We start from the raw sequence: 14,816 nt of genomic DNA, 5'->3' as shown, positions 1-14,816 counted from the left end.
TTTTGCACCAAATTTATTCGTTCTCCACATGCTACTATTGGGTTTAGTCACCAGTTTTCTCTTTGGTTTTCAAGCTCCTGTTGATACAATTCCAACTAAAGAGGTTCCCACAATCTATTCCCTGCTTACAGAGGATCAGCGAATAGAAATTACAGAATCCTATGAAGTTACCTATAAAATAGAGCGAAAGTTTACCATCTTTTCGCCTGATGGATTAAGCCATGCTTTTACCTCCGTTTTCTATAATAAGTTGAATGATATTGAAAATGTTGAGATAGAAATTACCGATCCGCTGAGTGGTAAAACTATGGAGAAGGCGAAGACCAAGGACATGACTGATGCAGCTATCTATTCTACCAGCAGCATTTTTGATGATAATCGGCATAAGTATTTTGAGGTAAATAGCAGTAAGTTCCCAATACAGGTTACTATTACTATTGAGACTAAATCTTCCACTAATTTCTATTTGAGAGATTGGGTACCAGTACATCGCTATAACCAGAAGGTGTTGAAATCCACGCTAACTGTGGTTTATCCAGAGCAAATTGGCTTACGATATAAAGCGGTGAATTTGCTTGGTGAGAGAACTCAAAAGACCGTTGACAATAAAACTGAAATTACCTGGGTGGAAAAAGATCTTCCAGTTCAAACTCCAGATTTGAAGAAGGAAGATGATCACAAGTTATTGTTAGCACCTGTCAGCTTTGCTTTGGGAGATTATGTCGGTAAGATGGAAGATTGGTCTGGCCTTGCGGCATGGCAGTTTAAGCTCAATGAAGAGCGAAAAGCGCTTCCGGAGGATTTCCAAGCCAAGCTTGTTGCTATGGTGAAAAATGCTTCGAGTGAGTACGAGAAAATTCAGATTCTCTATGACTACCTGCAAAAAAACTACCGCTACGTCAGTATCCAATTAGGAATTGGTGGTTGGCAAACTATGCTAGCTTCAGATGTGGTGAAATATGCATATGGAGATTGTAAGGGATTGACAAATCTAATGCAAGCGATGTTGAAGGCTGTCGGGATCAGCTCCAACTATACCTTGGTACAAGCAGGTGAAGATGCGGATGATATCGAGATAGATCTTCCTTCCACTCAATTTAACCATGTGATCCTACAGGTGCCTATGAAAGAAGGGCAGAGTCCAGTTTGGTTGGAATGCACTTCTAACTCTCTTCCAGCGGGGTTTCTCGGGGACTTTACCAAAAATAGGCACGTTTTGGTCATTGATGGAGAAGGAGGTTATTTGACTAAAACACCTTCGTACAATTCACTCGACTGGAATACTATCTACAGCAAAAATGAGGTGAAAATTGATAATAATGGAGATGCTTCTATTGCAACAAGGCTTAAAGTTGATGGCAATTTCGCTGAAGACATGCTTACGGTGAAGCAACGTCTCGATACCCGACAGCAGCGCGATTATTTCAACCGAAATTCACCTGTTGCAGGATTAATTATCCAACAGTATGAGCTGGCTGTTGACCATAAGGATTCTCTTTTGCTTGCAGAGGTAAGCTATGATGGTTTTATTCAAAAGTTCGTCCAGAATACAGCTAAACGAATGATTTTAAAATCATTTCTTGGAAAAGTAACCGATGAGATGCTGGTCAATAACTCACTTAGTCAGATTGATGAATATGAAATTGAGCTTCCTGAGGTGATGGAGGCAGAAAATCTTCCAGATAATTTATCGATTGAGGAGGATGGAATATCGGTGACTTTATCTGCCTCGCTAGATGGTAAAAACTTACATGTAAAAAGGGAAGTGAAGCTTTCAATCAGTGAGGAAATGACCGATGAATCTAAATCGGAACTTATTAAACGAATTAATGCCCTAGGCTCTTCTAACTTCTATTTTATCAAAAACACAGCTGCGCTCAGAAATGAATAAAACATTACTAACCCTGATTTTGATCCTTATTTCGAGGATTACCTATTCTCAAATACCTAAACTGGGAGAGTTTAGTGATAGCGAGATTTCTATGACTGAGGTAGCATTTGAACCAGATGCACCAGCTGTTATATTAGTGTCTCATGGAAATTCTAAGTTCTTACCTGGGCTAATCGAAACCACCTATTTTATCCGATTAAAGGTGCTTTCAGAAGCAGGTAAGGACAACGCTGATATCCGTATTCGCTATTATGCGGGAGACCAAAGGATGGAGGACATTTCAGGTGTGAAAGCCCAAACAACAAATTTTGCAAACGGCAAGGCAGAAACGGTAAAGGTTTCTAAGGATGGTATTTTTGAAGTAGACCTAGATGGTGGATATAAGGAGCTAAGAATTTCTTTTCCGAATGTACAAGTAGGGTCTATTATGGAGTATCAATACAAGAAAGTGGACAAAAATCTTACGTTTATAGACGGCTGGACATTTCAAAATAGACTTCCAACTCTTTTCAGTCAATATGGAATTAAAATGAACCCTAACCTGGAATACAGAACCATGGGACAAGGTCAAAATTTCGCCAGTAGTGTGGAAAAAACACACGAATTTGATTTTTACACTTGGACTTTGAGGGATTTGCGTTCGCTCAAAGAGGAACCATTCATGAAGAATTATAGGGACTACATAGACCGGATTGAATTTCAATTGGCTCAATATAAAACTTCAGGCGATATGGGCATTCAGTGGAAGGATGTGCTCAATTCATGGGAGGTTTTGGGTGACGAAGTTATTTCTAACTATACGGAGAAGGGTTTTTATAGAAATAATCCTATTGCAAAAGAATTCCTTGACGTTGATTTGAAGGGTTCTACACAACTGGAAACAGCTCAGAAAGCGTATTATTATTTGAGAAATAACTTTAGAGTAGAAGGAGAAGACTGGATTTATCCTCAACAAAATCTCAATCAATTACTAAAGTCCAAAGTAGGCACCCCTGGAGAACTTATGCTGGCATTAATGGGAGTTCTGAAGTCAGAAGGAATTCCTTGTGAGCCTGTTCTAATTGGCAGTAAAGGTTATGGAAGGAGCGATCTGGTACCGTTCCCGTTCCTTAATCAGTTTGATGAAATATTGTTATTAGCAGTACTCGATGGCAAGCCTCAATATCTGGATTTATCGCAATCTGACGCGCCTTTTGGGTACGTAGATCTGGATAAACACGTGAAGGGAGGCCTGTACCTACAAGAGGATCAAAGTAAGCTTATCCCGATAGACATTCAGCATAATTCTAATTCTCAATATTTTGGACAAATTGGCCTAAATGAAGAGGGTCAACTCGTGATGGCTAATTCTCACCGAAACTATCGATATAGAGGTCTTAGTTTAGCCAAAGAAATAGCTGGAATAGAAAAAAGAAAGGAGTCCTTAGATAAGCTGTTTGATGAGGAGGATGGTGTTGTTTTTGAGAACTTTAAAATCAATAATTCTTTAGAGGAGAAGGACATGCTGGTAATAAATTTCGACACGAAGATTACTGAGTTGGGAGATCAAGAGATGATTCTATTTAGCCCACTTAAATTTTCTTCTTTCTCTGAGAATCCTTTTTCCCAAGAGTACAGAATGTTTCCAGTTGATTTTGGATACGCTTTTACGGAAACGTATAATACTGTGGTGACTATTCCAGAAGGATATGAATTAGATGATTACCCACTAGAAGCTGGATATACTATTAATGGAGAATATGTAATTTTTGTGTATTCCCCTGTTGTAGTTAATAATGGTCTGACAATTTCAGCCAAATTCGTTGTGAATAACCCTCTTATTCCTGCAAGCGAATATGAAAACCTTAAATATTTTATGGAAAGTGTTGCTTCAAAACTTTCAGAGCCAGTGATTCTTAAAAAGAAGTCAGTTCCTTCACCAAACTGACGTGAAGTATTTGTTCTTTTATTGATAATTTTGAGAGCAAATACCCAAGGAGATGAGTGCATATTTACATGGATATATTCCTGAGGAGCAACAGCGGCTGATGGACCAAGCTGGTGTGCTTGGTTCTTTAATTTACCCTAGGGTTGATTTTTCTGGCTGCAAAAAACTTCTTGAAGTAGGATCTGGAGTTGGCGCACAAACTGAGGTTTTGTTAAGGCTATTTCCAGAACTGGAGATTACCTGTGTAGATTACTCCCAAAGTCAACTTGATAGAGCCAGACAGAATTTAGCTTTTGCTGGGGATAGGGTAAAGTTCGTCTGTCAAGATGCAAGGATCCTTCAGTTGGAAGAGAACTATGATTCAGTATTCATTTGCTGGGCACTGGAGCATATTCCTGAGGCATCTCAGGTTTTGGTAGCTATCAAGCCTTATCTTCTTCCTGAGACTAAGCTCTGGTTCACAGAGGTTTTTAACGCTAGTTTCTATTTTCATCCACCGCTGCCTGGCTTGACAAAATACTATAAAAACTACAATGATCTTCAGGTATCTTTAGGTGGTAATCCAGATATTGGGGCTAATCTTGGAAATCTACTGAACAGTGCTGGCTACAACCAAATTGAGCTATTTCGAGGGGGTTTTCATTTAGATCAACGAAATCCTGGCGATCTTCATAAGATTACACAATACTGGAAAGAGTTGATGAAAAGTGCAGCTACTGGATTGATTGAAGCAGCGTTGATTTCTGCAGAAGATGTTTCGGCTATGGAGAATGATCTTGATGCTATTGCCCAAGATGAGGATGCTGTCTTTTTCTACCATTTTGTACAGGCAAGTGCAACAGTTTAAATCGAAATTATGAAGGTTTTTAAGTGGCTATGGCGATTGATTTGGAAAACGATTATGTGGTTTTTCATTTTATCCGTGGGGTTAACAGTTCTCTACCGTTTCGTTCCTGTACCTATCACGCCATTAATGGTTATAAGACTTTTTGAACAGACATTTGATTCTGATAAAAAGGTTCGACTTCGAAAAGACTGGGTTCCTTTTAGTGAAATATCAAAGAATGCACCCCAAGCTGTGTATGCCTCAGAAGATCAGAAATTCCTTGATCATAGTGGATTTGATATTGAGGCAATGGAAAAGGCTTGGGAAAACAACAAAAAAGGAAAGCGGGTGAAGGGAGCTAGTACCATTACCCAACAAACAGTTAAAAATGTCTTCCTATGGCAATCGCGCAATTATCTACGAAAAGGGCTGGAAGCATATTTCACGGTGTTAGTGGAGCTGATTTGGCCTAAGGAGCGCATCATGGAGGTTTATCTCAATGTGATAGAGATGGGAGATGGTATTTACGGTATTGAAGCTGCTTCTCAGGAATTTTTCAATAAACCAGCGGCTAAACTCACTCGAAATCAGGCTGCCTTGATAGCTGCTGTACTTCCTAATCCAAGAAGATGGTCACCAGCTAAACCAACCCCGTATATTTATGGGAGGCAAGCCTGGATTCTTCGGCAAATGAATAATCTTCCCCCGATTGGTATGGGAATATAAAGGTTGGATTTGTAGTATTAAAATAGGATTATTTGATGTAAAAATAAGAGCGATACCAAATCCCTTTTCTTTTTGGTACTGTTTTTCTCAACTAGTAGGAGCAACTTTGATGTACACAAAATTATCTTTTTGAATTGAACGAAAACGGGCGTTTTCAGGGTTTAGTTTTGCATTTCTAGATTGCACATATTCAATCCTTAAATCCTTGTTTTTGAGCTCTATTTGAGGTTTAAAAAAAGCAAGTATTTTTTATCCACATTTTCGATAATTTATCCACACTTATTCACACGATGCTACTAATGCCTTGTATAACAGGTAATTATACGCCATGTTTTAAAGGTAATTTTGTGGATAAAGAAGGCTAACTTGAAAAAATCATTTAAAACGAAGGTCTAATAAAGTGGATAATTGGCTCCTCCAAATATTATTCTTAATCCAGTTAATCCTGCTTTTGTTTGATGAGGCGTTTGCGGTATGCATTGAAGATTCTTGACTTGGAAACAAAGCCCAAATACTTGCCGTCTTCGATTACAGGGAGGTTCCAAGCTCCAGACGATTCAAATTTTTCCATGGCTTTTTGCATATTCTCAGTAGCCAATAGGATTTCAGGAGGACTATGCATGAGCTCTTTTATCATCAGGTTCTCTTGCTTCTCCCGATCAAACATGATATCACGAATATCATCTAAAGTAACTATTCCTCGTAGCGCTTTAAACTCATCTACAACAGGGAATATATTACGCTTCGATATTTTCACCAGGCTTATAAGATCTTTCAATTTTGAATCAGGATGTATTGGCAGTAAATCTCGCTCGATGACATGTGTTATAGTAATGAGTTCTAGAAGCTCCTGATCTTTTGACTCTGGCAGGTATCTTCCTTTTTCCTTCAGTTGTATCATGTAGATGCTGTCTTTCTGATAGGCTGTCTTTGTCACATAAGATATTGCAGAAACGAACATCAATGGGACAAATAACTCATATCCTCCCGTTATTTCAGCTATTAAGAATATGGCTGAAAGAGGTGCATGCTGGGCGCCAGCCATTACACCACACATAGCCACTAAAGTGAAGTGAGCAAGTGGCAATGGAATTGTAAAATCAAAAAGATTACTGGAGTAGGCAAAAAGAAAACCTAAAATTCCACCTACATATAATGAAGGCGCAAATATTCCCCCACTTCCACCAGCCCCAAGGGTAACTGCTGATGCAATTGGCTTCACTAGGATGATAAAGGCTAAGAAAATAATGATGATGTAGGGGTTCTCAATAATTGAGAAAAAAGGACTTCTTTCAAGTAATTGGCTTGAGTTTCCATCGATTAGAGTATTGAGCGTGTCGTAACCTTCTCCGTAGATAGGAGGTAGGAAAAAAACCATAATACCCAATATTGCTCCGCCGTATAGTATCCTTAACGCTTGACTATCCAAACTCTCCATCAGAGATTCTGTTTTTCTGACCGCCTGGCTGAAATACAGCGAAACCAACCCACAGGAAATTCCCAAAAGCAAATAGTAAGGCATGTGGGAAGCCTGAAAGTTTTCAGTCAATTTGAAGTTAAAAACAGAGTCTTTGCCTATCAGTACCATTGAAGTTAAAGAACCCGTAACAGATGCAATCAACAGGGGAATAAAGCTAGCGGTGCTGATTTCCATTAATATTACTTCTATGACGAAAATCACTCCTCCAATCGGAGCTCCGAATATGGAAGATATTGCAGCGGCTGCACCACAACCAATCAAAAGTGTCCTCTTTTTTGCATTCAGGTGTACAAGCGACCCTACATTGGATCCGATTGCCGAACCTGTAACTAACATAGGAGCTTCTAGACCTACAGACCCACCAAATCCAACAGTTATCGCTGAAGTAACTACACGACTGTAGGTTTTTACTCGTGCGATGATACTCTGCTTTTTGGATATGTTGAAAAGAATATCCGGGATTCCATGACCACCCCAATCTCTGAAAAGATACTTACCTAAGATAAATGCTGCCGAAATACCTATAAGCGGATAAATGATATAAAGGAAATTAGCATATTCCTTATAAAATCCCTCTGTAAGAAAATGCTGAATGGCATGTACACCTTGTTTTAGAATCACCGCGGCAAGACCTGATAGTATACCTATGATCCCGCTTAGAATTAGGATAAAGGTTTGGTTGCTCATGTGCCTGAGCCTCCATATCAAAAGCCTGGTGATAAAGTCAGTTTTAGCCAAAATATCGCGTTAGTTGCGTGCTTAAAAGTCTAAGGTAAGTAAGAAGTAAGCCAATGAAAAGGAGAGGTCTTACTCTTTGAGTAATTCCTCATCCAATGCTATTGTACACTTCAAGATAAGGTTGACAGCATTGATATAAAACTGTTCGTCTATATTTTCAAAAGAATCACTTGGCTTATGGTAGTCAGGGTGATCTTCAACTCCGAAATATATATGCGGAACATTTGCACTGAAAAATGGTCCCTGATCTGAAGATTGGGTCCAGTTATCTCTTCCAGTGTTCGGTTCATCGTGGCCAAACATCAATTTTGGGACACTACCAGTGGATGCTCCTTCCAAGATGGTTTTGAAGGTGGGATAATAATATGTTCCAGAAGCATAGAGTTCTCCTTTCTCATTTCTGGAAATCATATCCATATTGATATTGAGAAGTATTTGATCTAATTCAAAGGGGAAGTCCTGAAGCAATGCCTTTGCACCCTGTAAACCCATCTCTTCACCATCCAATGCTGCGAAAATCATGGAGTGCTCTGGTCTATGTTTTTTAAAATACCTAGCTAATTCTATCAATGCGGCTGTACCTGAAGCATTGTCGTCGGCGCCATTATAAATGGAGTCTCCTGCTGCATCGGGCCTGCCTATCCCCACGTGATCATAATGCGCAGTGATTACAATCAATTTTTTGGATTTGCTTCCAGCTATAAAGCCAACAATATTTATGGCGTCTTCGAAAGTTTTGTTTTCCCTTCTATTTTCAAAAGAGAATCTTTGCTGAAAATCTGCGTATTGTGTCTTAAGTCCGATGCTTTTAAATTGATCAAGAATAAAAGAACGAGCTTCAGCATTACCTTCGCTGCCAGTTTTTCGCCCTTTCAGCTTATCAGTTGATAAATACTTGATGTTTTCAATGAGGCTTTTTGAAGCAATACTTTGCCCATGTGCTTGAAAAATTACTAGAAATAAGAAACAACTTGTTAAATTTTTGATTGTGAGTTGCATCAAGGAAAGTATTTTGCGTTATGTATATTGGTAAAATTAATAAGCTTAGTGGATCACACCTCTGAATTCATGAAATCTAGCCTTCCTGTGGCGGATAGGCATGCTGCAGGAAATATAAATTGGGTAGTCCCGAGATTCTCAGTACCTCCCTGCGAGATTTCATACAACCTCTGAATAGCAATTATAAACATATGAAATATAATATCTCACTTATTTTTATTCTTTTAGTAAGTCTCCAACTAGTTTCGGCTCAAGGAAGCATACCGCAATCATTTTTTGATGGTAAATCAATAGTTTTTATCTCCACAGATCCGGCAGCAAGGCCAGTAATGACTTGGCAGGAAGTGGCTGATAGTGTACATAATTCTTTAGTAAGTGCAGGAGGCGATCCTATTGCATATTTCGAATTGGAAAAAGTGGCACTTTCTGAGGCTGTTCAGGCTGATTATGCGATGAGTTTTCAGCAGCGATTGGTCAAAAATATTATTCTCGTTACCAGACAGAAAAATCAAATGAGTATTCATGTTGGACCTTTTTCTGGTGACAGAAATATAATTCCAACTAAATCTCTTTATGGCATAACAGCTGCTGATATAGGAGCTGCTACAAGCCAGTTCGCTTCGATAGGTGAAAATCAGCCGACACAAAATATACTTGTCTTGGAAGTACCTGAGTTTCTAAATATCAGTAATACAGAAACGACGTCTAACCTTAAATTTATTCCCCAAAACCCACTCAACCTGGATGTGTTTAAGTTAGGTATTACGATTGAGGGCTCATCGGCAGAAACAGGTTTACTGAGCTACTTTAGATATGATATGTATGGTAAGTCACCCGAAGTTATCATGGCTGAGCAGGCGGCTCAAAAAGCCGGAATTGAGCAAGTTCTCAAGCAGGAATATCCATATGAAATTGAGTGGCTCACCGAAGTAAAATCTGAAGCAGAATTGATTCAAGATAAAGTCCAGTTTCTTTTGGTAAAAGTGGAGGGCAGAGAAGCTGATTTGATGAAAAGTATGGGGCTAGAACCAAAAGCAGATGAATCTTCTTCCAGGATAGTTGTAAAATACTACATCAAGCTTCTTGTTCGTGAAGAGCTCTATATTGGCCCTGAGTGGGACGCTGATCCAGATTGGAGAGTAGCCTTGAATAACTTTCTAAAGAATTTAAAAAAATAGACCTCTCTTTTGAGAGGCCTATAGCTACTTAATTTTAGGGGTGATTTAAGCAACTTCTACTAGTATTGATTTATTAGAAGTATTTGGAATATTCCGCTTCTATTGGATAAATCAAAGTTTTAAATTTCAATTATTCAATAATAGTCAAAATTTTTTCGATTAAAAGGTTCTTAGGTAAAAAATTTACAAAAATCATTTATCCTAATACAATTCCTTGTTCATAAAAGGAATCAAAGCAAGTATAATCGCCTGATTATAATAGGTTTGCCTAGTAATAGTGCCATGAGTAAGGATCCCGACAGAACCTCCATTTTGTTTTGAATTTTCTTGAGAAAAAACCTGGTCATCAGCTTCACCCAACTCCATTCCTGAGTGAATGAGTTTGGCAATAGCTTCAGGGAGATAAAATATTCCAGTTTTTGCCTTGCCATTTAACCCAGCCTTATCTTCTATGTATATCCAGGCGAAAGCATACATTCCTCCTTCATCCTCAGCTATTCCTCCTTCTATCCCCACCCAATAATCAGCTTCAGGGAAAGTTTTTTTGGCGTTAACTACTCGATTTCTAGCGCCTAAATAGGTTTCTTCATCACCCCTAGGCTGATCCGATACTTGTGAAGAAGCATTGATTCCATTCACAACAAAACCTCTGTTGAATGCTTCGGTAAAAGCAGAATCTGTACAAGCGACTTTGACTGGGTTTTTACTTCCAACAATTACTAAAAGCTTTTCGGAAATCTTAAAATTTTCTCTTTTTGGGAAATTCATATATAAAAAAACCTAGGCAGGTGCCTAGGCCATGTTTGTGAAAATTTGGTTTACATCATCATCTTCTTCCATTTTTTCGATCATCTTATTGATAATCTCTTCCTGCTCTTCATCAAGTTCAGTCAGTGTGGAAGGGAAGCGCTGAAAGTCCGCGCTGATAACTTCTATATTTCTTTCTTCTAGTGCTTTCTGCATGGTGCCAAAATCTTCAAATTCAGTGTAAACGAAGATTTCCCCTTCGTTTTCATCAATATCCACCAAGCCAAAATCAATCAATTCAAACTCCAATTCTTCTAGGTCAAACTCCCCTTTTTCAAATCGGAAAACAGCCTTTCTGTCAAACATAAAAACGACGGAACCGGATGTACCTAAAGAACCACCAGCTTTGGAGAAATAGCTTCTTACATTGGCAACAGTTCTGTTGATGTTGTCAGTCGAGGTCTCCACCACTACGGCTATTCCAAAGGGGCCGTATCCTTCGTAAACTACTTCTTCGTAATCTTTCTCATCCTTGTTAGAGGCACGTTTGATGGCAGCTTCTATTCTGTCCTTGGGCATTTGTGCTCCCTTGGCATTTTGGATTATGGTACGAAGTCTTGGATTTGAGGCGGGGTCAGGTCCTCCTGATTTCACCGCCATTACGATTTCTTTTCCTAAACGCGTAAAAACCTTGGACATTTTGTCCCAACGCTTGAATTTTCTCTCTTTTCTGAATTCAAATGCTCTTCCCATGGTTATAAATATTAGGGTGGTAAAATTAGCAATTCTTTTCGTTTAGGTTGAAGAATGAATACTTCTAGACAAAGTTTTGGTAATTTCCCCAAAGAAATCGACCCAAAATAGCTACTTAATCGTAAGCGTTAAAAACACTTTTACCATGTCGGATTTTCTCTCACATCCTCTCCCCAACATTCCTGATTCAGATTTGCCTAAAGTGGTCATAGTAGGAGCTGGCTTTGCCGGTCTTAAACTTGCCATGAAGTTGAGGAAGAAACGGTTTCAGGTTATTTTGCTTGACAAACATAACTATCACCAGTTTCAGCCACTTTTCTATCAGGTGGCGACTGCCGGGTTGGAACCTAGCGCTATTTCTTTTCCGCTTCGAAAGGTTTTTCACGGATCTAATAATGTCACTTTCCGAATGGCACAAGTAGATTATTTTGACCCAAAGATCAAGCGGATCTATACCGATGTGGGGTATATAGATTATACTTATTTGGTGTTGGCGATGGGTGCTGAAACCAATTACTTTGGGAATAAAAACATCGAAGAGACCTCCTCTCCTATGAAAACCGTTTCGGAAGCACTTTACATCCGAAATAAGATCATTTCAAACTACGAACGTGCTATAAATATCGAGAGGTCGGAGGATCGTAAATCACTCATGAATGTGGTGATCGTGGGTGGTGGACCTACCGGCGTGGAACTAGCTGGAGCTATGGCAGACCTACGAAACAACGTGTTTCCTAAGGATTATCCTGAGCTCAATTTTCACAACATGAAGATAGTACTGATAGAGGCAGGTCCTGAGCTTCTTGGCCCTATGTCCAAAACATCAAAGGAGCATGCCTTAACTTACCTTCAGAGTTTAGGCGTAGAAGTCATGTTGAACACCTTGGTAAAAGATTATAATGGTCATAAAGTAGTACTAGCTGATAAAGGAACTATCGAAACCCAGACTTTGCTATGGGCGGCTGGGATTAAACCGAATACGATAGGCGGCTTGGAGCTTGAAAACTATGCACCAAATGGAAGAATTTTCGTAGATGATTTTTCAGAAATCAAAGATTGCCCTGGCGTATTTGCACTTGGTGATATTAGTTTGATGACTCAGGAAGATTACCCAAAAGGCCATCCTCAAGTGGCACAAGTCGCCATTCAGCAGGCTGTTAACCTGTCGTATAATCTTCACAAAATTGAAGAAGGCAAGGAGAAGAAGGCATTTAAATACAAAGACTTAGGATCTATGGCAACTGTAGGTAGAAAGCTGGCGGTTGTAGATTTACCTTTTATCAAGTTTCAGGGAATCTTTGCCTGGTTTACTTGGCTTTTTGTTCACTTGATGGCCATTCTGGGTGTGAAAAATAAGCTTTTTATTTTCCTTGATTGGTCGTGGAACTACCTGAGCTTTGATCCAAGTCTTCGATTGCTAATCAAGCCTAAGGCGGTAAGACCTAGCGAGCAGAAAGCCCTTACTGAAGAGCGATAAGGATTTTAGGTATGTTAACAAAAACTCTTTTGGCTCAGATTAAACTGATTTGCGTCAGCTGTGTCTAATTCATGTAACTAAACAAAAGCAAGCATGAACAAATGGATTTTCGCTACAGGCATGATGGTCATGATCAGCCTCAGCACAATGGCACAAAAAAGAGGAGGGGAGCGACCGAGTGCGGAAGAAAGAGCTAAACGAACTACTGAGCGAATAGCAGAAACACTTTCACTTACTGAGGCACAGAAAAAGCAAATCTTAGATATTAATCTTGAGTATGCTAAAAAGAATGAGGCCGAAATGGCTGAAAGGAAAGCTGAGATGGAAGCCCGAAAAGCAGAGATGGAAGCCAAAAGAGATGAATTGAAAGCCCAGGATGCTAAAATACAGGCTGTTTTGACCGAGGAACAAAGAGCGAAGTGGACTGAAATTAAAGCTGAAAGAATGGATGATCGTCGCAGAGGCAGACCAAATGCTCAGATAGAAGGAGATCCCCGAAGAGGGCGAAGAGGCGGGAATTAATTCCCTAATCTCCTTTAACTAAGAAAGCCATCCCGATGATTCTCGGGATGGCTTTTCGTCTCTGGTAGACGAATTACTTTTAATCTATTATTCCCTCTTCCACCTGGAAAAAGGATTCATCTTTCTGCGGAAGATTAGATTCACCCATCAGGTATTCATCTACTTTCACAGCAGCTTCCCTGCCCTCAGATATTGCCCAGACAACCAAAGATTGGCCTCTTCGCATATCTCCAGCAAGGAATACTTTGGAATTCGTGCTCTGATAGTTTTTAGACTTTGGTAGTGTATTTTCCATCGTTTCAGCACCGAAAGCTTCTAGCAAGCCATTTTGAGCAGGACCAGTGTAGCCAATCGCAAGGAATGCCAAATCACAAGGAACCGTACGCTCCGTGCCAGCTATTTCCTCAAAGACCATACGTCCATCTTTATGTACCCATTCCAAATCTACGAGCTTCAAGCCGGTTACTTGGCCTTCTTCGTTCACCACAAATTCCTTGGTCAGTATGGAAAATACTCGCTCGGCACCTTCTTCATGAGAACTGGAAGTTCTCAAAGTCATTGGCCATTCTGGCCAAGGATTCAAGGTGTTTCTTACCTGTGGTGGCTTAGGCAAAAGCTCAAGTTGGGTAATTGAAGCAGCTCCATGTCTATTGGAGGTACCAATACAATCACTTCCTGTGTCACCACCACCAATTACGATGACGTGCTTTCCTTTGGCAGAAATCGGGTTTTCTTTGATTTCGCCAGAAACTACTTTGTTTTGCTGACCTAAGAATTCCATAGCAAAATGAACACCTTTAGCATCGGAACCTTTAATATTCAGACCTCTCGGTTGTCCTGCTCCAGTGGAGAGTACGACCGCATCAAAGTTTTTAAGAATATTTTCTGCTTTGATATTGAAACCTATTTCGGTATCGCAGGAGAAAATCACTCCTTCTTGCTTCATGAATTCAATTCGACGATCAATTACCCATTTTTCAAGCTTGAAATCTGGGATTCCAAATCGAAGTAAACCTCCTGGTTTGGAGTCTTTTTCGAAAAGTGTCACCTCATGACCTGCCTGATTCAGCTGATCAGCCGCAGCGAGGCCAGCTGGTCCAGAACCAACTACTGCTACAGACTTGCCAGTTCTAGTTTTAGGAGGATTTGCTTTGATCAAGCCTAGTTCATAGGCTTTCTCAGCTATATTTTTCTCGATCAATTCAATCGCAACTGGATCTTTATTGATACCCAATACACAGCTTGCTTCGCATGGAGCAGGACAAATTCTGCCTGTGAACTCAGGAAAATTGTTTGTGCTGCGTAATATTTTGATGGCTTGCTCCCATTCATTTTTGTAAACCGCATCGTTGAAATCCGGTATCACATTACCAAGCGGACATCCGCTGTGGCAAAACGGAATACCGCAATCCATGCATCTTGCTGCTTGATTATTTAACTTTTCGCCTCCAAAAGGCTCGTATATTTCCTTGTAGTCACCTATTCTAGCTTTCGCGTCACGGGTAACCGGAGTTTCTCTTTTGAATTGAATAAATCCTTCTTTCGCTCCCAT

12 protein-coding genes are annotated in these 14,816 nt (G+C 39.8%); 7 read left to right on the top strand and 5 right to left on the bottom strand.

Going from position 1 to position 14,816, the window contains the following annotated elements; translation table 11 throughout:
- The first annotated feature begins 28 nt into the window (after positions 1-28).
- Genes LV83_RS00745 through mtgA form a run of 4 tightly spaced genes read left to right on the top strand, consistent with a single transcriptional unit; the run spans position 29 to position 5,370 of the window.
- A complete protein-coding gene (locus LV83_RS00745) occupies positions 29-1,891 on the top strand; it encodes a DUF3857 domain-containing protein (RefSeq protein ID WP_111609611.1) in 1,863 nt (620 codons plus the stop codon).
- Entirely contained in the window at positions 1,884-3,818 is a 1,935-nt protein-coding gene (locus tag LV83_RS00740; RefSeq protein ID WP_111609610.1) for a DUF3857 domain-containing protein, read from the top strand. Before LV83_RS00745 ends, LV83_RS00740 begins: the two co-directional genes overlap by 8 nt.
- A gap of 52 nt (positions 3,819-3,870) precedes the next feature.
- Positions 3,871-4,665, top strand: coding sequence for a class I SAM-dependent methyltransferase (locus LV83_RS00735; RefSeq protein WP_111609609.1), 795 nt, complete (start codon positions 3,871-3,873; stop codon positions 4,663-4,665).
- Between the two features lie 9 nt (positions 4,666-4,674).
- Entirely contained in the window at positions 4,675-5,370 is a 696-nt protein-coding gene (mtgA, locus tag LV83_RS00730) for a monofunctional biosynthetic peptidoglycan transglycosylase (protein ID WP_111609608.1), read from the top strand.
- A gap of 439 nt (positions 5,371-5,809) precedes the next feature.
- Here mtgA and LV83_RS00725 read toward each other — a convergent pair whose 3' ends face one another.
- Both LV83_RS00725 and LV83_RS00720 read right to left on the bottom strand, forming a co-directional pair.
- Positions 5,810-7,537: a chloride channel protein gene (locus LV83_RS00725; protein WP_245946961.1), complete on the bottom strand. Its 1,728-nt coding sequence runs from the start codon at positions 7,535-7,537 to the stop codon at positions 5,810-5,812.
- Positions 7,538-7,657: 120 nt separating this feature from the next.
- Positions 7,658-8,587, bottom strand: coding sequence for a M28 family peptidase (locus LV83_RS00720; RefSeq protein ID WP_111609606.1), 930 nt, complete (start codon positions 8,585-8,587; stop codon positions 7,658-7,660).
- Positions 8,588-8,778: 191 nt separating this feature from the next.
- On the opposite strand from LV83_RS00720, the gene LV83_RS00715 reads away from it, so the two are divergent.
- Positions 8,779-9,765: an NTPase gene (locus LV83_RS00715; protein WP_111609605.1), complete on the top strand. Its 987-nt coding sequence runs from the start codon at positions 8,779-8,781 to the stop codon at positions 9,763-9,765.
- Between the two features lie 201 nt (positions 9,766-9,966).
- Here LV83_RS00715 and yjjX read toward each other — a convergent pair whose 3' ends face one another.
- Both yjjX and LV83_RS00705 read right to left on the bottom strand, forming a co-directional pair.
- The gene (gene yjjX / locus LV83_RS00710; RefSeq protein WP_111609604.1) at positions 9,967-10,533 is read right to left on the bottom strand and encodes an inosine/xanthosine triphosphatase; all 567 of its coding nucleotides are present in this window, start codon (positions 10,531-10,533) and stop codon (positions 9,967-9,969) included.
- A 24-nt stretch (positions 10,534-10,557) separates the two neighbouring features.
- On the bottom strand, positions 10,558-11,265 hold the full coding sequence (locus LV83_RS00705; RefSeq protein WP_111609603.1) for a YebC/PmpR family DNA-binding transcriptional regulator: 708 nt from the start codon (positions 11,263-11,265) through the stop codon (positions 10,558-10,560).
- A 145-nt stretch (positions 11,266-11,410) separates the two neighbouring features.
- Between LV83_RS00705 and LV83_RS00700 the strand changes: the two genes are divergently transcribed.
- Positions 11,411-12,742 carry an NAD(P)/FAD-dependent oxidoreductase gene (locus LV83_RS00700; RefSeq protein WP_111609602.1) on the top strand — a complete coding sequence of 444 codons (1,332 nt, stop codon included), beginning with the start codon at positions 11,411-11,413 and terminating at the stop codon, positions 12,740-12,742.
- Between the two features lie 93 nt (positions 12,743-12,835).
- Positions 12,836-13,264: a DUF4890 domain-containing protein gene (locus LV83_RS00695; protein ID WP_245946960.1), complete on the top strand. Its 429-nt coding sequence runs from the start codon at positions 12,836-12,838 to the stop codon at positions 13,262-13,264.
- Between the two features lie 79 nt (positions 13,265-13,343).
- On the opposite strand, the gene LV83_RS00690 is transcribed toward LV83_RS00695, so the two are convergent.
- Positions 13,344-14,816 carry a glutamate synthase subunit beta gene (locus LV83_RS00690; RefSeq protein WP_111609601.1) on the bottom strand — a complete coding sequence of 491 codons (1,473 nt, stop codon included), beginning with the start codon at positions 14,814-14,816 and terminating at the stop codon, positions 13,344-13,346.

Source organism: Algoriphagus yeomjeoni (genome assembly GCF_003259505.1).
Taxonomy (GTDB): Bacteria; Bacteroidota; Bacteroidia; order Cytophagales; family Cyclobacteriaceae; genus Algoriphagus; species Algoriphagus yeomjeoni.
This window is presented reverse-complemented; position numbering and strand designations above follow the sequence as displayed.